This window comes from Rhizobium rhizoryzae (genome assembly GCF_011046895.1).
GTDB lineage: Bacteria > Pseudomonadota > Alphaproteobacteria > Rhizobiales > Rhizobiaceae > Neorhizobium > Neorhizobium rhizoryzae.
Genome location: NZ_CP049249.1, coordinates 724,043 through 744,747 on the forward strand (window position 1 = coordinate 724,043; position 20,705 = coordinate 744,747).

The following is a 20,705-nucleotide window of genomic DNA, read 5'->3' on the forward strand; positions in this document are numbered from 1 at the left end:
TCTCAGCCAACGATCACCCGGACCGTCGTATCCAGCATCAGAATTCCCCAGGCGAGAAGCCCGCAGAAAACGGCAAATGAGCCGAGATCTTTCGCATGCCGTCCGGTGGCTGAGAATTCGGGCGAGATACGGTCGATGATCTCTTCGATGGCTGTATTGAGCGCTTCCAGCGCGACGACGATCAGGAAAACACCGATCAGAATCGAAAAGCGCTCAACGCTTGCGCCTATGACGGCAAAGAAGACAAGTGACGCCAGCATTGCGAGACATTCGTGACGAAATGCCGCTTCCTGCCACAACCTTCTGGCGCCTGAAGCGGAATATCGCTGTGCCGCGAAAAGATGCCTTATTCCCGTTACCTTGCGCGGAATCTCATCAGGATTTTGCATTCGATGCCTTGCAGGAACCGTAAATATCGAGCTTCGGATCTTTTACCTTGGTTTCTACATGCATCAAGCCCAGCACGGTATGAAAGAGATTGTCTTGCGAGACGGGCTCTTTTTCCAGCTTATCAATGCATTCCGACTCTATCCCCTGCCTCGCTTCGGCTCCTAGCCACAGAACAAAGGGAATATGCGTCTGTTGTTCCGGTGCAACGAGCCACGGTGCACCATGAAGGAACAGGCCCTTCTCGCCGAGAGATTCCCCGTGATCCGACATGTAGATCATCGATGGCGAAAGGCGATCCTGCTGCGCGCTCAACTTGTCGATGATGCTCGCAAGGACATGGTCCGTGTAGACGATCGTGTTGTCATAGGCGTTGATGATCTCATCGCGATGGCATTTGGAGAATTCCGAAGAGCGGCAATCAGGCTGGAAGATCTTGAACGCGTCGGGGTAGCGGGCGTAGTAGGCCGGACCGTGGCTGCCAAGCTGATGCAGAACCAGAACCGCATCTCCGCTGACAGTTTTCAGCCAGCCGTCCAGACGATCAAGGAGGATGTCATCCCAACATTCGCCGCCATTACAGAAGCGAGCATCTTTGGAGTTGAAGAGATCGCTATAGGGGATACGATCAGCCACGCCCTTGCTGCCAGTATTGTTATCCAGCCACTCGGTCCGCACGCCAGCATGGACCAGAACATCCATCAGGTTTTCTTGCGCAAGAGCTCTCGCATGCGCGTAACCGTTCTGGCCCAGGTTCGAAAACATGCAAGGAACAGAGATGGCGGTTGCTGTTCCGCAGCTCGTGGCTTTGGTGAAGTAGAAGATGTCCCGCTTTGAAAGCTCAGGGTTCGTCGGGCGTTCGTAACCGCCGAGCTGGAAGCTGGAGGCACGCGCCGTTTCGCCGACGACGACAATGGTTACTCGGGGCTTTCTGTGTGAGGCCTTGAGTGCATCTGCCACCTTCGCATCACGGCCAAGCGGCTTTACGACGATGTTCTTTTCGGCAGTGGCCTTGCGGACATAGGTGACCGCGTTGATCATCGGGAAAACAGGATTCAACATCTCGAACCAATCGTGGTTCTGGCGCCGCGCGAAACTGTAAATCCCCGCATGAGACAGCCCGGCAACGGCGAAGATGACAAGAGAGGGAATTATAACCGCCAGGTTGCGCACGACTTTGCTGAAAAAGTTCCGATGGCGGATCTTCACCCAGGCGATCAACAGACTGGGCAAGAGTGCGTAGAGACACATGTGCAGTATGAAGCCTGCAGTGATCAGATGACTGGCTTCTGCAGTGTTCGTCTCCGCTGCATTTCTGATCATATCGTCGTCAATGATGACGCCAAACTGATCCATGAACCAAGCGGACGAAGCAGCCGTCCAGATGAACACGATCAGCAGCGGCTTCATCAGATATTTGACCGAAAAGCTGACGAACAAAGCGATGAATGCAAAGGTGATGCCAACAGCAAAGGCTGCGATGGCCAGGTTCTGCCCGGCCATGATCCCGAATGTCTTTGCCCAGAACGTTCGGTTCAGGAGCAACAGAATATAGACCGAGACGATGATGCTCAGCGGGATGCTTCCCAGGATTGGGCGTTTGAACATCATAGGCTCCGGCTCTGTCATTTTCGGTTCTGGTCGAAAAGGGTCGACCAGTTTCAATGACCAGCACTGATAACCGAAGCTGACAGCAGCCTGAATACGTATATTTTATGACGCACGCCAAGTTGAGCAGCCGACATCCGTCCTGCTCCTCGAGGAAGAGACATTCGCGCGGCGGCATCAGATCCCTTCAATGGATCCCACGCTTACGGTGCTATCCGGCTTGCCTGATGCTTGCAATGTAAGCGCGCCAACCGCCAAGGGCTGTGATCTCCCTGGCGTTCCCAAGCGCGTAAGGCTCGCACAGGAAACCAGAGACCTGGGAGCCATCGTCGAGCGTGACCTTCCCGATACCAAGCGGTGCCGGGATGTTTTGGACAAAACGCCCGAATGCCTGGGGGCTTACCTTCCAGACTTCCACCTCCAGCCCTGGTCCGCAATAACCCGGCTCTCGGATGAGCCCCGGCTTCGGTGGTGTCGTGTTCGGCAAAACGTAAAGCCGGTAGTCAGCTGCCGTCCGGCAGCTTTTGATCAAGCGCCCACCTGAGCCGGTCAGTTCATGGTTCAGCGGCATACCCGTGAGATGCGCTCCGACCACGACGATAGGAACAAACCCATCATCAGGTTCTGTCACCATTGAAGCTTCCGGCAATACAGCGCCGCGGTCCTTGCCCATTCCCGACGCGCAAGCACGATGCAGGGCATCCGCGAAAGGCGCCAGCGCATCGTCGGAGAAGGCTGGGCCGAAAAGGGTCACCCCATTCGGCAGGCCGGTTGCACCGAAACCTCCGGGCACAGCAATCGCTGCGTATCCGAAGAGGTTGGCAAAATTTGTATAGCGGCCAAAGTGGCTGTTCTTGACGATGGGATCAGCTACCATCGCATCTACCGTGTAGGTTGTCGGCGAGGTCGGCAGCATCAATATGTCTACCTTTGCCCATTCCGCATCAGCCCTCTGACGCAGGTGGCCTAGTTTATATTGCCCTTCGAACGCCGCGACGGCATCATAGGCTTTAGCACCTTCGATGATCTGTCTCACGGTTGGGTCGAAATCCTGCGCATTCGTCGCAAGGAAATCTGTGACCGCTGCCAACCGCTCCGCCACCCACGGCCCGTTATAAAGCAGTTCCGCTGCCTGACGGAATGGCGCGTAGTCAAAGGGCACGATTGTTGCGCCAAGCGACAGCGCCCTCTCAATCGCAGTGTCATAGAGAGCTTCTACCTCGTTGTTTCCGAAGAACTCGCGCTCAGAGACGTCAAGCACACCAATGCGCAGACCCTGGTGCGGAAGGGTTGTCGCAATCGCCTTGCGGGAATAGGGATCGGCCGCATCATAGCCCTCCATGACTTTGCGAATGGCGACGCCATCCCCCACAGTCGCTGCAAAGATCGTCACGACGTCGACGCTGCGGCAGGCTGGTACCACGCCCACATTGGGAACGAGCCCTGGAGTTGGCTTGATGCCCACGAGGTTATTGAAGGCTGCGGGAACGCGACCGGAGCCGGCTGTATCTGTTCCCAGCGCAAAACTTGCCAATCCTGCGCCAACGGCTACGGCAGACCCGGAAGACGAACCACCCGAAACATAATCGCGATTGAATACGGAGCGTGGCGCGCCGTAGGGCGAGCGCGTTCCGTTCAATCCGGTTGCAAACTGATCAAGATTCGTCTTCCCAATCACCAAAGCACCCGCAGCCTTCAGGCGCGCGACGACCGTAGCGTCTGCAACGGGTTCGTAAGCGAAGGCCGGACATCCGGCCGTGGTGGGAAGTCCCGCCACATCGATATTGTCCTTGACTGCAAATGGCACCCCCCAGAGCGGCAGGCTGTTCGGCTCCGGTGCTCGTTCCATCAATTCTCTGGCCGCAATACGCAACTGATCTGGAGAGCTTTGCGTAATAAAAATTGCCGGATCCTCGGATGCTTCTCGGCGCGCAATGATCTCATCAATCATCTGTAAGGGCGTCAGACCAGAGGCATAGGCCGCTCTCACGGCTTCGAGATCGAGAATAGTCGGCAGCATTCAAACCTCCGGCACAGGGCTGCGATAATTACCGAAAGTGTATGCAATTTACATGCCATGCAAGAGGTTTTGCATTCCGCCTTTAGCGGCGGCCATTGGCGAACAACGAAGCTCTGGGGAAGCCTTCAGACGATCAAGTGCTTTAAATTTGTGCGTTTGCAATCGGACGATTAAGAGCTACTAGCGAAGCCTTCCCGGCTTCGCCAATATCCGGCATCAGGCGCGTCGCTCGCTTGGAAGCCGAGGCAGCAAGACAGTGAGCAGCCCAAGGAGCGGCATGAACGAGCAGAGGCTATAGACAAACTCGATGCCCTGCCGGTCGGCAAACACGCCGAGCACCGCAGCTCCAATCCCCCCGAACCCGAAGGCAAAGCCAAAGAACAGTCCGGCAATCAATCCTACGCGACCCGGAACCAGTTCCTGCGCGAAGACCACGATTGCTGAAAACGCGGACGAGAAGATGAAGCCGATCAGGATGACCAGTACCGACGTCCAGAACAGATCGGCATAGGGCAGCATCAGTGCAAAAGGAATGACTCCGAGAATTGAGAACCAGATCACGCTTCGAGAACCGAAACGATCGCCGATCGGACCTCCCACGAAGACGCCCGCCGCCGACGCGCCTAAGAACAGGAAGAGCATGAGTTGCGCATCCTGAACGCTGACGTTGAACTTGTGGATCGCATAGAATGTGAAATAGCTCGAAATGCTGGCCAAATAGGCATTTTTCGTCGCGGTCAGGACAATCAGGATCGCAAGTGTCCAAGCCACATGCGAACGTTGCAGCGGCAGAGTCCGGCTTGGATTGGAGCGGCCCGCGTTACTGCGGCGATGGCGCATGTACCAGACGCTGACCCCGGACAGCACACAAAAGCCAAGCAGGGCGATCAGCGAGAACCAGCTCAGAACCGACTGTCCATAGGGGATGACGATGAAAGCGGCGAGAAGAGGTCCGATGGCCGTGCCCGTATTTCCGCCCACCTGAAACATGGATTGAGCCAGTCCGTGACGGCCACCCGATGCCAATCTCGCAACGCGAGACGCTTCCGGGTGAAAAATCGCCGAACCAATGCCAATGAGGCAGGCGCCGATAATCAGCACAACGAAGTGGTGGGCAAAGGCAAGTGTGATCAGACCAGCGCAAGTGGAGAGCATGGCCGTCGGCAACGAAAACGGCATCGGCCAACGGTCGGTGATAACGCCAACGGCAGGCTGCAATAGGGATGCGGTCACCTGAAACGCGAAGGTCAGCAGGCCGATCTGCACGAAATCGAGCGCGTAATTAGCCTTGAGGAGAGGATAAAGCGATGTCAGCAGTGACTGCATGATATCGTTGAGCATGTGGCAAAAACTTGCCGCGAAGATGATGGAAACAGCAGTTTTCTCTGCCGTAGCTCCTGTGGCAGCTATGCTCGCCATGACCGTTCCTCTGTCCTTTTGATATTATGCCTCGGTTGCGTCGAAACACCGCAGAAGTTGGTTTAGCTAGGTTGCAGATGGCCCGCATTTGTGTTTCGGTCTATATATTTCGCGAGTGGGCCAAATGCGTATTGTGGATCATACGTCCGACGATGGACCGGATTATCAGGACCACAACCGTAGCCTTGTCTGGATAGAGCAGACCAATGAGAGGCTGATCGCGCTTGAGCGCGTTTATCCGGCAGGCTTTGAGGTGCCGGTGCATTCCCACAGCCGCACTCAGTTATGGTTTGCGCGCAAAGGTATCGTATTGGTCAATACCGATGGCAGGCGATGGATGATCCCGCCGGGACATGCGCTGGTTATCCCCTCCAACTACCGACACTCGGCGGAGATGATCAGCGAAGTGCACATGCAATCGATCTACTGGGATTTGCCGGAAGGGAGTCCAGCCCATCCGCGGGTCGTGGAAGTTACGCCTCTTGCTCAGAACCTGATCGGCGAACTTGTCAATGTCGAGAAAAGGCCAGAACGATATCATCGGCTAAGCCTTGTGACAGATCTTCTTCTGGACGAATTCGAGCAGTTTCCAGAAAGGCCGCTAGGGCTTCCCTTCCCCAACCATGCAGGCCTGGCAAAACTCTGTCGCCACTTTCTGAGCGCGCCAACAGCAGCCACCAGCATCGATGACTGGGCGAGAGAACTGAAGACGAGCCGCCGCACCTTTACGCGCCGTTTCCGGGAAGAGACCGGCATCAGCTTCACCCAGTGGCGTCAGCAGGCCTGTGTCTTCGCCTCCCTTCCCCGTCTAGCCGAAGGGCAGAGTGTCACCACCGTCGCGCTGGACGCTGGCTACGAGAATATTGCTGCTTTCTCTACAATGTTTCGGCGCATTCTGGGGCGCCCTCCCCGAACTTATCTGAGTTAAGCCCGCACGATTTTCGCGAAGACAATCCATCGTCCCTGCGCCTCGTTGTCAATCACGGCAATTGCGCGTAGTTAGCCGATATTCCTCTGGAGAAAATCGCGACAATGACAGATCAGCAGGACGATGAAATGACCATTAGCAGCCGCAGTGATTTTGCCCAGTGGGCAATCGAGCGGGCGAAGGCTATCGTTGCGGATCAAGGGGCGGACCTCGCGCTTGCGGCTCGCGACGGCACGGATGAAAAGGTCGGAGAAACGGCAAACGCCCTGGGTCAGGCCATTGTCGATGCCATGATGGAAGTCTTCGACGGTCTCATCGGCGAAGAATAGGTTCGACCGGATTTCAGAACATAGTACAAGCTTGTCGCCATGCCTCATCACAATACCATCGCTGTTATCGCCGATATCCATTTCCATGATCTTGACGCAGACTTTGGTTTCCCCGGGATAACAATAGATGGCCGGCGCATGGCTCTGCGCACCTGGTCCGAAACACGCCAATCAACGCGCGTATTCAATGAGAGCGCGCCAGCGCTTCACGCGGCATTGAAGGCAGTCATAGAGCGGGGAATCCGGCACGTTGTCCTGCTGGGCGACTATTCTGATGACGGGCAACGGTCCACCATGCGGCGGCTCCGTGAAATATTGCTGGGCTATGAAAAAGAGTTTGGCCTGAAGTTCTACGCGCTCCCTGGAAATCACGACATCTTCGGACCTGCCGGGCGTCATCAGACGAAGCAATTTATCAGTGCCGATGGATCCGGCGTCCTCATCACCAGCGACAAGACCCTGACGCATGGTGCTGTGATCGTCAGCGACGACATGTATTGCGAAGGTTACCCTGTCGGGCTCCAGCCAATGCGGGAGTTCGGCTATTACCGCCAGCCCTCGTACCTTCATTGGGAAACGCCCTTCGGATTATCGGACCGGGATGAAGACCGGCGATATGAGATCGCATCACCGGACTGCGAGAACGTGTACTCGCTTATGGATGCCTCCTATCTGGTAGAACCGGAACCCGGCCTTTGGCTGTTGATGATCGATGCCAACATCTTTGAGCCGCGGAACGGAAGTTTTGCTCGGGAGGAGGAAGCCGCCTTCATCGACAGCACCGCCGCCGGATGGAATGCGCTTTTGCGATGCAAGCCATTTCTGATCGACTGGATCGCAAGTGTTGCGGCCAGGGCCAATGCTTCCGGAAAGACCCTGCTTGCCTTTTCACATTACCCGGTGCTTGACCCATTCGACGGTACCAGCGCCGCTGAAGCGGCTCTGTTCGGCGAAACCAATGTGGTTCGCAGGACACCGCAACCGGCTGTTGCCGCAAAGCTCATCCAGTCCGGCGTGGAAGTGCATTTCAGCGGCCACCTCCATGTCGAAGGCGTAACACGTGCCGTCATGGAACATGGCGAACTTCGCAATATTGCAGTCCCGTCTCTCGTGGCCTTCCCGCCCGCCTTCAAGACAGTCGCGTTGACCGATAAGGGTGTCATGGTCGACACCATTTCCCTCAACGATATGCCCGTCGAGCAAGCTATCTCGGCTGCCTATAGACTTGAAGCGAACCGTACGGGTGAGACCGAAGATAGTGCCATTGCAGCAAATGATTACCGGACGTTTCTGGTCGACCACCTTCGTTCGCTCATCCAGCATCGCTATTTCAAGAAGGAATGGCCTCAAGCCGTCGTTCAGGACCTGATGGACCAAGACTTTCGGAGCGCTTGTGGCATTCTCGGTTCGGCACTCGATCAGCCGGACCTCCTGCGTCATCTGGCAGAAACGGTCAATTTGCCGGAAGCGGATCTTGGCGACATTCCCCTGATCGACATCATTCTCGATTGGTATTGCCTACGGCAAGCCTCGCAACTGGCTTTCGGCACGATCAGCCAAAGCAGGCTTGATCTTTATGCAGCCTTGGGCGCGCGATGTTTGAAACATACGCCAAGCCCAGCTGAACATGAAACAGAAAGGTTCCTCCGGATCTTCTTCTCCGGATTCAATGGCTTCGTAAAACGGGCCAATCGATCCATAAGCCGGCTGGAAATTACACTCAAATCGCAAAGAGAAGCCGTCGCCTGAGACGCCGCAATCATGGACCGTTCACCCGTGGTCAGCATCACAAGGCTACAGTTGGCGCCGGCGCGAGCATTCTGCAAACCACGCCGGTAGGCAGATAATCGAGCGTGACTTTGCCTTGGAAATCCGAGGCGAGAGCGCGCATGACAAGCTTGGATCCGAAGCCACGTGAACTTGGTTCACTTACTGGCGGGCCACCAGTTTCGCGCCATTCAAACAGCAATCGCTCGCCGACAGGCTGTTCGTCATCGACGCGCCATTCAATGTCAACCCTGCCATCTTCTCCAGATAATGCGCCGTATTTGGTCGCATTCGTGGCCAGTTCATGCACCGACAAGGCGAGAGAGAGCGCCTGCTTGGCGGTCAGATCAAGATCGTCACCTTGAATAGAGCATCGCTCCGGCCGTGGCAGATGCGGTTCCAGAGCCTTCTCGATCACAGCGCGCATTGGTGCGTTCTGCCATGTTTTTGCGGTTATGATCTCATTGGCTTTCGAAAGCGCCTGGATCCTTGTCAGAAATGCCGTTCTGCGATCGCTGATATCTTCGCCTTTCAAGGTCTGGGAGGCTACTGCCGCGACCATGGCGAGGGTGTTCTTAATGCGATGCTGAAGTTCCTGTGCGAGTAACTCGTTTCGGCGCAGGGCGTCGGTAACATCAGTGATGTCTTTTGAGATGGACAGCAGATGGGTGGGATTTCCACCCTCGCCAAATACCGGGATGACCTGAACCTCCCAGAATTTTTGCGTCCCTTTCGCAGTCTTGGCGTCACCGAAGAATTGTGCGGGCTGTCCAGATGCAGCCGTTTCAACAGCCTGACGGGCGGCAACGTTACCGTCTCCAGCCCAGAAATCCGGCCAAGGGCAGCCTTGGAATGCACTAAAGTCATCAACCTCCATCACCCGTTTGCCGCCTTCACTCATGAATTGAAGGCGTCCCTCGAGATCCAGGATCTTGATGCAATCCCCGCAGCCATTTAGCACGGATGCCAACAAGGCCGCGTTCCCGACCAATCTGGAATCCGCAGCCTGAAGCTCGTCATTCATCTTCGCCAGCATTTCTGCCGAAGTCACGGAGAAGGATTTGCTCACGACGTTTTCACTACCTTCTCAATTATTTGGTACACTTACCGGAGGCTGTTGCAGCATCAATTACGGAAGACAGGAATGGTTCCTTGGCACCGACGACAATTCATCCGCGTCAAAAATTGGGCATCGACGCCAACTTCGCTCCGTCGGTTCAGTACACGCAAGTATTGAGAGCCAATAGCATGCAACCTTAGATGAGCACCGCACCGCGCTAGTTTCAACGTTTCTGCAAGAATACTAATAAGTTGAAATTATACTTCCAGCAAGCCGTGTCGTGAGGATCGGTCAAACATACACCAAAACCCGTGCGCCATTCAGTTGCACCTGTGCTCATAGAAAGCCGGATCGCAATTATATCTGCGACCCCGCAAAATCGTAAAAGCTGGTCGAACCACGTCTGGATTTAGAATTCGCTCCAGTTTTCAGAGGCGACTGGCACAGACTGGGTTCCAGCACCGGCTACCTTGCGAACCACTGGCTGGCGCGCCGGCAGGGTGCCCGTCGTGCGGGTGTTCGTGGCCGCGCGCATTGCTTCTCCCGTTGCTCTCAAAGCGGCGGACTGCGCTCCCGCAACCTGGAAGCGGGCAACCAGATTTCTGAGGGTATTGGACTCACCGAGCAGTGCCATGCTGGCCGCAGTTGTTTCCTCAACCATGGCAGCGTTTTGCTGAGTTACCTGATCCATCTGGTTGACGGCCATATTGACCTCCTTGAGGCCAGACGCCTGCTCGCTCGCCGAGACGGAGATCTGGCGGATCAGCCCGTTGATTTGCATCACCTGCTGAGCGATCTTTTCAAGCGATTTTCCAGCTTCGCCGACAAGCGCTACGCCGTCCTGCACCTGTGCTGCGGAGGCGTTGATGAGGGATTTGATCTCCTTGGCCGCATTGGCAGAACGTTGAGCAAGCTCGCGTACTTCCTGCGCAACGACGGCAAATCCCTTGCCCGCCTCGCCTGCACGCGCAGCTTCTACGCCTGCATTCAGCGCAAGGAGATTGGTCTGGAAGGCAATCTCATCGATGACACCGATGATGCGTGATATTTCCTGTGAGGATTGCTCGATACCATGCATCGACGCTACCGCCTTCTGGACGACACCGCCTGATTTTTCCGCGTCCGTGACAGCAATCGAAACGGCGCTGGCAGCGGTCCCGGCATTATCTGCGCTGGCATTGACCTGCTCCGTCAATTCGTTCAGGGCCGCGGCGGTTTGTTCCAGGCTGGCGGCCTGTGTCTCGGTCCGCTTGGCGAGGTCTGCCGCACTCTCGGAAATCTCGCTTGTCCCTGCCGCAATGTTGACCACGCTTCCGTTTACGGAAGCAATCGCCTGCTCCAGACTTTCTACCGCGCTGTTGAAATCGCGCTTGATCGCGGCGTAGTCGCCCGGGAAGTCATCGTTGATCCGGTAAGTCAGGTTGCCTTGCGACAAATGTGCCAACCCAGTTCCGAGCGCGGCCACGATATGTTGCTGGATCGCAGCGGACTGGCTGCGTTCAGCCTCATTGCGTCTCCGCTCGCCTTCCGCGGCACTCCGCTGAGCATCAGCTTCCGCAGCAAGGTTATGACTTTCCGCAAGGCGATGGCGGAAACCTTCGAGCGCCTTGGCAACCATGCCGATTTCATCACCACGGGCCTGGTTCGAAATTTCATTCGAGTAATCGCCGTTCGACATCCGTTCGACATCACCGACCAGACCATGAAGTGGGCGTTGCGCCAGCCCTCTGACCGCCAGGAACAGGGAAATCATGACGGCGCCGAGGACGATCAGACCGCCGAGGATCATCATCTTGGTCTGTTCGGTCACAGGCGCACTGATCGCCGTGCTGGGGATATCGATGATAACCGCCCAGGTCGCGTTTACGCCAGGGACCGCAAAAGGATAGATCAGACGGTCAAAACCTTCCCCTGTATCTGACGTCAGGTTTTCCAGAACAGCGCTCTTGACGCTTGCCAGCGCCGTTTTCAAACTATCCGCGCCTTCGGCCTGATAGGGCTTCATCAGTTGATCATCCTTCGGCGCAACCATCCATTGGCCAGTTTGATCGACGAGAAGGACACGGCCCGTTCCAAACGGCTTCAGCGCTTTCAGTTTTTCGGAGAGCGAACGAAGTGAGATATCAACGCCGCTGACCCCGATCATCTTGCCGCCGGAGATGACCGGGTAAGCTATGGAACTCATGGTCGTAGGGACGTCGGTGCCCTCGGCAAGGTAGGGGGCAGTAATGGCACCTTTGCGACTCTTGGCAGCGAGGGCATACCATTCCGCATCGTACTTGGCAGCGAATGTTGAGTACTGAATTGCGCCGTTTCGATCTTTGGACCAATAGGGCGTGAAGACGCCGTCTTCATTCGCACCGAGATTGGTCTGCCCTTTTACCTCGTCCTTACGTCCATCGATAGCGCGCGGCTCTTCCGCCATCCAGCTTCCGAACGCGAACGGATTCTGCTCGAGATTGGCACGCAGAACATTCGTGATCCCCAGGCGATCGAGCGACTTCCCTTCATGCGCTCGACCTATGACGCCTGCCATCGTCCGGGCGGCACTCGCCAGTTCGCCGACATCGCCAGCGATTTCACGCGCAATAGCTTTGGCTTCCGCATTCGACTGCTCCATCGTCAATGCCTGCACTCGATCTCGTGTCTGCGAGATCAGAACAAGATTGGAGAGGAAGAGAACAAGGCCGATCGATATTCCAGTGACGAAAAGGAGCTTTGCTGCGATGGAACGGGAAAGTAAGGCGAACATGAATGCCTCGAATAGGATGACATAGATGCAGGGACAGTCTTTCCACGACATCATGACGCGGGTTGGGGCGGATAGGCACCACTAATGTAATTAAGACTAATAGTGATAAGTTTAATATGAGATAAACTTGGATGAAACACGTACCCTTTAGATGAGCCAGCGGCACAGCCGTTGCATCGTGTCGGATTTGTGAAGCAGCATTGATTGGCTAACTCTCGTTCTTAAGAGTATGGTAACTATTGCCGGACCAGCAGATCCGATGCATGATCGGCTGGAACCCATTGTTTACATTCGGCGTTTCTCTGAGCGACAGGGAGATAGGCTTAATGACGAATGAAGTGGTAGACGGTCGTAACGCTCCACGGTGGCTGACGCCAGTTTGGGTCCGTTTGAACGACGGATCTCCGGAAGCGGTTCATGGCCCGGCAGAAGCTTTGGAGAAGCTGATGTTCCGTTGGCCGCCACGGCGCGGGCGTCACTACCGGAGTGCACGAACCAGTTGCCTGGCAGCAGTCAACCGCCAAATGGCGCAGGATCTTGCGCGGGAGGCATTCATTCGCGCATCGCTGGAAGCCAAGCTTCTGGATTGATACTTCAGGACTGGACACAGCAACCTGAAAAAGTCGGAACATTACGTTCTTGTAAGTGGCATTTTCTCAAAGTTGTGATTGGGTTATCACGATGATGTCAGACAGCTTCGAGCGGTTTTCAGAACTTCGGAGCATGAGGACTATGCCAACACGACATGAACGGTTGATCGATGAAGTCAGTAACAAAAATGGTTCTGCTCGGCCTCGCGCTTGCTGGAGCAGGGCTTGCCTATGCCGTTCAGCATCCGCATATGCAATCGGTGGCATCGTCTTGGCTTGGAAAAGAGAAGAAAGAGCGTGAAGGCAGCCGGGATCGGTCCATTCCCGTTGTGGCAACGCCAGCTAAACTTGCAGATGTGCCGATTTACGCGACGGGCGTGGGGACGGTACGACCCGCCAATTCTGTCGTCGTGCGTGCGCAGGTCAGCGGTCGCATCACCGAGATCCGCTTTCAGGAAGGGCAGGATATCAAGAAGGGTGAGATTATCGCCCGTCTTGACGACGCGCTCTACAGGGCACAGCTCGATCAGGCTATCGCCAAGAAGGCCCAGGACGAAGCATTGCTGGGCAATGCGGTCGTCGAATTCGAGCGCGTTCAGCGTTTGGCCGGCAATTCTGCTGCAACCCAGCAACAGGTCGATAACCAGCGGGCACTCGTGGCGCAGTACAAAGCCCAGGTCCAATCGGACCAGGCATCGATCGAGGCTGCGCAGGTTCAGCTGGATTACACCACTATCCGCGCGCCTATCGACGGACGGACCGGCATTCGCAATGTCGACGTCGGCAACATCGTTTCCAGTGGCGATTCCAGCGGGATCGTTACACTTTCGCAGATCCGTCCGATCACTGTCGTGTTTTCCGTGCCCCAGCAGGAACTGGCCCGCGTCAACGCAGCAAGCTCCAAAGCACCTCTGAGTGTTGATGCATTTGCGGATGACGGCAAAACGGTGCTCGGACAAGGGCGCCTGACTGTGGTCGACAATCAGGTCGATGCCACGACAGGCACAGTCAAGCTGCGCGCAGAATTTCCCAATGAGAATCTTTCGCTGTGGCCGGGAGCCTTTGTCAATGCGCGCCTTCTGGTCGAAACACGAAAAGACCGGTTGACCGTTCCATCCGCAGCCGTGCAACGAGGGCCGGGTGGCACCTATTCCTATGTTGTCGAGAGTGACGACAAGGTGCGAATGCAGGCGGTCTCGGTGCAGATGCAGGATGATCAGATCGCAGTGATCAGCGACGGCCTGAAGGCGGGTGAGCGCGTTGTGACAACCGGCTTTGCGCGATTGCAGGATGGCGCGCAGGTCAAGGTTTCAACGCCTGAAGAGGCTGATCCTGCCAAGATGGTCGTCCCGCTTTCGGATGACAATCGCGCACAGCGTCGCAAGGGTGGCGGAAACCGAAACAATGGGCAGAACAAACCTCCTGCTGGAGAGCATTCCGGTCAACCGGGTTCAGCCACGCCTCATCCCGAAAATGGAAACGCCGACAAAGGCACGGAAACGCCTTCAGAAAGGCCTCCGGTAGATGGCGGCGCGGTGCCTCCAAAAGAGGGTGCTCAGCCTGATGCGCCGAAGGTTGACGGCCAGAAGTCGGCTGATGCATCGCGATGAGTGTTTCCACGCCCTTTATCTCGCGACCCGTCGCAACTTCGCTTCTTGGAATTGCCACTCTGCTGGGCGGACTGCTCGGGTTTTTCTCGCTTCCGGTCGCACCGCTGCCCCAGGTGGATTTTCCGACGATCCGGGTGACGACACAGCTGCCCGGAGCTGATCCGGACACCATGACGGCCTTGGTCACCGCGCCGCTGGAGCGGCCGCTAGGGCAAATTCCGTCCGTGGCCGCCATGACGTCCTCGAGCGCCTTTGGCATCAGCCAGATCACGCTGCAGTTCAATCTTGATCGAGATATCGATGGAGCGGCTCAGGATGTGCAGGCTGCCATCAATGCAGCAGCCGGGAGCCTTCCCAAGACGCTGCCCTACCCGCCGACCTACGCCAAGGTCAATCCGGCGGACACACCGATCATCACGCTGGCCTTGCATTCGGATACCTATCCCATTCGTGACCTGAGTGATTTTACCGATACCATCATGTCCCAACGCCTGAGCGAAGTCTCGGGCGTGGGTGATGTGCGCGTCGAGGGCGGGGTACGGCCAGCCATCCGCATTCAGGCAGACCTGACACGGCTTGCCTCCTACGGTCTTTCGATGGAGGACCTGCGCACGGCCATCACCAATGCCAATGTGTCGGGAGCGAAAGGTGCCGTGGATGGCACGTTTCAATCTTTCACGCTCTCCGCCAACGACCAGATCCACGAGCCTGAGGTCTATCGACAATCCATCATCGCCTACAAGAACGGCGCGCCGGTCCGTCTGAAGGATGTCGCAGATGTCGTCGAAGGGCTGGAGAACAGCCGTGTCGGCGCATGGTATAACGGTCGTGCCGCCGTTATCGTCGACGTCATGCGCCAACCCGGAGCAAACGTCATACAGACGGTCGAGGATGTGCGCTCGCAACTTCCCCGGCTGAAGGCGACACTCCCGGCGGGCGTCGCGCTTGATATTGTCAATGACCGAACAGAGACGATCCGGGCTTCCATTCACGATGTGCAGTGGACATTGGTGCTGTCGATCGCACTGGTTATCCTCGTCGTCTTTCTTTTCCTGCGAACTCTCACGGCTACCATTATCGCCGGGGTCGCCCTTCCACTCTCGCTGATCGCAACGTTCGGCATCATGTGGTTTGCCGGGTTCAGCCTCGACAACCTTTCGCTGATGGCGCTGACCATCGGAACAGGTTTCGTCGTCGACGATGCCATCGTGATGATTGAAAACATCGCCCGTCACATCGAAGAGGGCGAACATCCGATGAAGGCAGCACTGAAGGGTGCTGGGGAAATCGGCTTCACCATCATCTCGCTGACTGCCTCTCTCATCGCGGTATTCATTCCGCTGCTGTTCATGACGGGTATTGTCGGGCGCATGTTCCGCGAGTTTGCGCTGACACTGACTATTGCCGTTGTGGTATCGGCCATCATTTCGCTGACCCTGACACCAATGATGTGTGCACGCATTCTGCGGGCGCCAAAGGCCAGAAGCACCGGTATTCTGGGTCTCAGCGATCGCTTCATGGACTGGGTCAATCGAGGCTATCATAGAAGTGTTGTCTGGGCAGTCGATCGCGGCTGGCTGATGCTGGGCCTGACAGCAATTACCCTTGGTGTAACAGTCTTTCTGTATCTCATCATCCCGAAGGGATTCCTGCCAGTTCAGGATACGGGCATGATAACCGCTGTCGTGGAGACGGAACCGACGAGCTCCTTCGACGCGATGAAGACGACGCAAAAGGTGATCGGCGACCGTTTGCGGCAGGATCCCGCGGTTGAGAGTGTGGTGGCCGTCATCGGCACGAGCGCGACGAACCTGACGCTGAACACCGCAAGCTACCGCATTGTTCTGAAGCCACAGGACGAACGGGACATATCCTCAACCGACCTGATCGATCGGCTGCGGGAGCGCGTTGCCGGAATTCCCGGAATTCATGCAACATTCCAGAGCGTTCGCGATATTTCGATCAGCACACGGGCCAGCCGCGCGCCCTATCAATACACTCTGACCGGTACGAACGCGGCGACTGTCGCAGACTGGGCGGAGAGGCTCGCGCGTCGCCTTCAACAGGATTCTCTCCTCATTGATGTTACCTCTGAAGTGGAGCTCGGCGGCGGACGGCTGGCGATTCAGGTTAACCGGGAGACGGCGGCTCGGCTCGGCGTATCCATGCAGGCTATCAGCGATACGCTCTACGATGCCTTCGGGCAGCGCCAGATCAGCACGATTTATGGTCAAGCCAACCAGTATCGCGTCATTCTGGAGGCAGCAGAGCGTTTTCAGGGCAATCCGAAGGCGCTGGACCAGCTTTATGTGGCGGGCGCCAATGGCGCCATGATACCGCTTGGCACCGTTGCTACGGTACGCTTCACCACGGCTCCGCTGGTGATCAGCCGCAGCGAACAATTCCCGGCCGTCACCCTGAGCTTCGATCTGGCACGCGGCGCCTCCTTGTCGGACGCTGTGGCCGCGATCAAAAGCGCCGAAGCCGAGATTGGCCTTCCAGCATCTATCCAGCGCCATTACAGCGGCGATACGGAAGAGTTCGATCGATCCCTCGCGGGTGAACCCTGGCTAATACTGGCAGCTATCATCACCATCTACATCGTTCTTGGCCTGCTTTACGAAAGCGCCATCCACCCGATCACGATCCTCTCCACCCTTCCGTCTGCCGGTGTGGGTGCGCTGTTGGCGCTTATGGCATTCGGTCAGGATCTCTCGATCATCGCGCTGATCGGCATCGTCCTCCTGATGGGTATCGTAAAGAAGAACGCCATCATGATGATCGACTTTGCGCTGAGCGCTGAGCGGGAGGACAGGCTCTCTCCGCGTGAAGCCATCATCAAGGCCGCGAGCCTTCGTTTCCGTCCCATCATGATGACGACGCTGGCGGCCCTCTTCGGCGCCCTTCCGCTTGCATTGGCACAAGGCTCCGGCGCGGAACTGCGCATTCCGCTCGGTATTTCTATCATCGGCGGACTGCTGCTCAGCCAGTTGCTGACACTCTATACGACGCCGGTCATCTATCTCGCACTGGATCGACTGCGGATTCGCAAGACGGAACGCCCAAGCGAAACACCTGAAGTGCGCCACGCCGGGGAAACGGCATGAACCTGTCCGCCCCCTTCATCAGGCGTCCAGTTGGCACCACACTTCTTGCGATTGGCCTGATGATATTGGGCATTGTGGCCTATCGCTTCCTGCCTGTTTCCAGCCTGCCAGCGGTGGATCTCCCCACAATTCGTGTGTCCGCCAGTCGTCCGGGTGCCGATCCGGAAAGCATGGCATCAAGCGTTGCCGCTCCACTCGAGCGGCACCTTGGTGCGATTGCCGGATTGACGGAACTGACATCGACCAGCGGGCTGGGCACGACGAACATTTTTTTGCAGTTCGACATTTCCCGCAACGTCGATAGCGCCGCACAGGATGTGCAGGCGGCTATCAATGCTGCCGTGGCCGATTTGCCGAGCGACATGCCGAACCTGCCGTCGATGCGCAAGGCAAACCCTGCCGCAGCACCCATACTGACGCTGGCGCTCACCTCATCCACTCTTCCAGCAAGTGCCATCTTCGATGCCGCGGATACGGTCGTCGTTCAGCGCATCTCACAGGTGGAGGGTGTGGGCGATGTAAATGTCAGCGGCGCGGATCAACCGGCGGTCCGCGTGCGGCTCGATCCGGATCGGCTGGCAGCCATCGGTCTTTCCGCAAACGATGTGCGCAATGCCATCGTCAATGGAAATGCCCTCGCCCCCGTGGGTGCCATCGATGGGCCTAATGCTTTCTATGCACTCTCTCTCAACGCGCAACTCACGAAACCGGAAGATTACGGAGACCTGATCATTCGGTCTGGCGATGGAACCGCGACCCGGCTATCGGACATTGCCAGCGTGGAACCGGGCGTGCGCAATCGGCGGTCCGATGCATGGTTCAACGGCAAGCCGGCCGTTCTGCTCAACATCACCAAGGCAACGGACGCCAATGTGGTTGCAACTGTCGATGCTGTGCGCGCGCTCTTTCCCGAACTCAAGCAGTTGATCCCTGCGGGTATCGAAATCGACGTGCTGAACGACCGCACGACGACCATCAATGCAAGCGTGAAGGACATGCAGTTCACGCTGCTTGCTACGATCAGCCTCGTCATGGCCGTCGTTTTCGTTTTTCTCCGGCGACTGGTGCCGACATTCGCGGCGGGCATCACGGTGCCCTTGTCCTTTGCCGGGGCCTTTGCCGCGATGTGGCTTACGGGCCTTTCCATAGACAATCTCTCATTGATGGCATTGGCGGTCGCCAGCGGCTTCGTCGTCGATGATGCCATCGTCATGATCGAGAATGTCTATGCAAATCTGGAAAAGGGCATGAGCCCACTGCAGGCGGCACTTGAAGGCGCAAGCCAGATCGGCTTCACCGTGATTGCAATCAGTGTCTCACTGATGGCTGCCTTCATTCCGCTGTTCTTCATGGGCGGGATCGTCGGAAAATTCTTCCTAACCTTCTCGCTGACTTTGGCCTTCACCATTCTCGTCTCAACCATCGTCTCGCTCACATTGACGCCGATGATCTGCGGCCACAAGCTGAAGCCGCATGATCTGGAGGCTCGGGCAAACTGGTTCGACCGACTGGTCGAGGGCACCATGGATTCCATGATTGCCTTCTATGACAGAACCCTGAGCAGCCTGCTGCATCACCGTTTTCTGGCCATTGTCACGACGGCCGCCTGCATTGCGCTGACAGGCTATCTCTATGCGAAAGTTCCGAAGGGTTTCATTCCGAGGGACGATACAGGTTTCGTGATGGGCAACAGCCAGGCGGCCAGTGACATCTCATATCCGGCGATGGTTCAGCTTCAGCGGCGTGCGTTGGCGATCGTCGAGAAGGACCCGGCCGTCAAGAACATAGGCGCAAGCGTCGGCGGTGGCTTTCTCGGAACCGCCAATCGCGGGCAGATGCAGATCTCTTTGAAGCCGCGGGCGGAGCGAGATCCCACCGATGTGGTTGTCGAGCGGCTGCGCCGGGCGACAGCGGTCATTCCCGGCCTCGATACCTCCTTTCATTCGCCGAGCGATATTCGCGTCGGTGCCCGATCTTCGGATTCGGAATTTCAGTTCACCCTCTGGAGTGCCGATTATGCCGAACTCATAACCTGGGCGCCGCGAATTCTGGCAAGGCTGAGACAGGAACCGCTGCTGACGGATGTGAACAGCGACCGGCAACCCAATGGATTGCAGGCCAATGTGGTGGTTGATCGGACGGCCGCTTCGCGACTTGGCATACGCATGAGCGCGGTCGATACGGCCCTGAACAATGCCTTTGCGCAGAGACAGGTCACGGTGATCTATGGAGAGCGAAACCAGTACCGCGTCATTCTGGAGGCCTATCCGGAATTCGCGAAAGACCCTGAGCATATCCTGAAAATCTACGTTCCAGCGACAGGCGGCACGCAGGTTCCCCTCAGCGCATTTTCCAAGGTCGAGCGGACCCTGGCGCCGATTGGCGTGAACCATGAGGATCAGTTCCCCTCCGTCACGATCTCCTACAATGTCGGGCCGGACATTACGCTGTCTCAGGCGAACGAGGCCATCAAAGCCGCCGTTGCGGATATGCATCTGCCAGATACGCTTCACGCTGAATTTGCGGGCGACGCTGCCAATGCCAGCGATTCCTCCAGCAACCAGCCGCTGCTGATTCTAGCCGCCCTGCTGGCCGTCTATATCGTGCTTGGCATTCTTTACGAAAGCCTCGTCCACCCGCTGACGATCATCTCGACGCTGCCATCGGCCGGGCTCGGTGCTCTGCTGGCACTGTGGGTGAGCGGTACGGAACTGACACTTGTTGCATTCATCGGCATCATTCTTCTGATCGGGATCGTGAAGAAAAACGGCATCATGCTTGTCGATTTTGCCCTCGATGCAGAACGCCGGCTTGGCATGACGCCTGCCGAGGCCATCCATGAAGCATGCCTCAAGCGGTTTCGCCCCATCATGATGACGACCCTTGCGGCATTCATGGGCGCGCTACCGCTGATCCTGGCAAGCGGCCCGGGTGCCGACCTTCATCGTCCGCTCGGGATCACGATCATTGGCGGCCTGATCGTCTCGCAGGCGCTGACACTCTACACGACGCCGATCATCTATCTGATCTTTTCCCGGTGGTCGGGTTCGCGCAGCAAGAGAGAACTGGAGGCAGCATCAGCCGGACCAGCTTTGAAGCCAAACGCCTAACGCTGACAGACCTGCGCG

At 56.9% G+C, this 20,705-nt stretch carries 13 protein-coding genes; 7 read left to right on the top strand and 6 right to left on the bottom strand.

Annotated features, from left to right (window positions below; genetic code table 11):
• Nucleotides 1–2: 2 nt before the first annotated feature.
• The 4 genes from G6N80_RS04140 to G6N80_RS04155 form a co-directional block, all read right to left on the bottom strand.
• Nucleotides 3–389, bottom strand: a complete 387-nt coding sequence (locus G6N80_RS04140; protein ID WP_165131484.1) for a diacylglycerol kinase — start codon at nt 387–389, stop codon at nt 3–5.
• Nucleotides 376–1,995 (bottom strand): phosphoethanolamine transferase, encoded by a 1,620-nt coding sequence (locus G6N80_RS04145; RefSeq protein ID WP_165131487.1) that lies wholly within the window; start codon nt 1,993–1,995, stop codon nt 376–378. The genes G6N80_RS04140 and G6N80_RS04145 overlap by 14 nt, the downstream gene beginning before the upstream one ends.
• Before the next feature lie 211 nt (nt 1,996–2,206).
• Entirely contained in the window at nt 2,207–4,015 is a 1,809-nt protein-coding gene (gene atzF, locus G6N80_RS04150; RefSeq protein WP_062556382.1) for an allophanate hydrolase, read from the bottom strand.
• A gap of 216 nt (nt 4,016–4,231) precedes the next feature.
• On the bottom strand, nt 4,232–5,434 hold the full coding sequence (locus tag G6N80_RS04155; RefSeq protein ID WP_165131490.1) for an MFS transporter: 1,203 nt from the start codon (nt 5,432–5,434) through the stop codon (nt 4,232–4,234).
• Nucleotides 5,435–5,558: 124 nt separating this feature from the next.
• On the opposite strand from G6N80_RS04155, the gene G6N80_RS04160 reads away from it, so the two are divergent.
• The 3 genes from G6N80_RS04160 to G6N80_RS04170 all read left to right on the top strand — a co-directional run bounded on the left by G6N80_RS04160 (nt 5,559) and on the right by G6N80_RS04170 (nt 8,440).
• Nucleotides 5,559–6,362 carry an AraC family transcriptional regulator gene (locus G6N80_RS04160; RefSeq protein WP_165131493.1) on the top strand — a complete coding sequence of 268 codons (804 nt, stop codon included), beginning with the start codon at nt 5,559–5,561 and terminating at the stop codon, nt 6,360–6,362.
• Nucleotides 6,363–6,466: 104 nt separating this feature from the next.
• Nucleotides 6,467–6,691 carry a hypothetical protein gene (locus G6N80_RS04165; RefSeq protein WP_062556379.1) on the top strand — a complete coding sequence of 75 codons (225 nt, stop codon included), beginning with the start codon at nt 6,467–6,469 and terminating at the stop codon, nt 6,689–6,691.
• 39 nt (nt 6,692–6,730) lie between these two features.
• A complete protein-coding gene (locus tag G6N80_RS04170) occupies nt 6,731–8,440 on the top strand; it encodes a metallophosphoesterase family protein (protein WP_165131496.1) in 1,710 nt (569 codons plus the stop codon).
• 37 nt (nt 8,441–8,477) lie between these two features.
• On the opposite strand, the gene G6N80_RS04175 is transcribed toward G6N80_RS04170, so the two are convergent.
• Nucleotides 8,478–9,359, bottom strand: a complete 882-nt coding sequence (locus G6N80_RS04175; RefSeq protein WP_246251360.1) for a sensor histidine kinase — start codon at nt 9,357–9,359, stop codon at nt 8,478–8,480.
• Nucleotides 9,360–9,927: 568 nt separating this feature from the next.
• Entirely contained in the window at nt 9,928–12,270 is a 2,343-nt protein-coding gene (locus G6N80_RS04180; protein WP_062556882.1) for a methyl-accepting chemotaxis protein, read from the bottom strand.
• A 326-nt stretch (nt 12,271–12,596) separates the two neighbouring features.
• Here G6N80_RS04180 and G6N80_RS04185 point away from each other — a divergent pair, with 326 nt between their 5' ends.
• The 4 genes from G6N80_RS04185 (at nt 12,597) to G6N80_RS04200 (ending at nt 20,687) form a co-directional block, all read left to right on the top strand.
• The gene (locus tag G6N80_RS04185; protein WP_062556376.1) at nt 12,597–12,860 is read left to right on the top strand and encodes a DUF982 domain-containing protein; all 264 of its coding nucleotides are present in this window, start codon (nt 12,597–12,599) and stop codon (nt 12,858–12,860) included.
• 170 nt (nt 12,861–13,030) lie between these two features.
• Nucleotides 13,031–14,470, top strand: a complete 1,440-nt coding sequence (locus G6N80_RS04190) for an efflux RND transporter periplasmic adaptor subunit (protein WP_165131499.1) — start codon at nt 13,031–13,033, stop codon at nt 14,468–14,470.
• Nucleotides 14,467–17,577: an efflux RND transporter permease subunit gene (locus G6N80_RS04195; protein WP_165131502.1), complete on the top strand. Its 3,111-nt coding sequence runs from the start codon at nt 14,467–14,469 to the stop codon at nt 17,575–17,577. Before G6N80_RS04190 ends, G6N80_RS04195 begins: the two co-directional genes overlap by 4 nt.
• The gene (locus G6N80_RS04200; protein ID WP_165131505.1) at nt 17,574–20,687 is read left to right on the top strand and encodes an efflux RND transporter permease subunit; all 3,114 of its coding nucleotides are present in this window, start codon (nt 17,574–17,576) and stop codon (nt 20,685–20,687) included. The genes G6N80_RS04195 and G6N80_RS04200 overlap by 4 nt, the downstream gene beginning before the upstream one ends.
• The last annotated feature ends 18 nt before the right edge of the window (nt 20,688–20,705 follow it).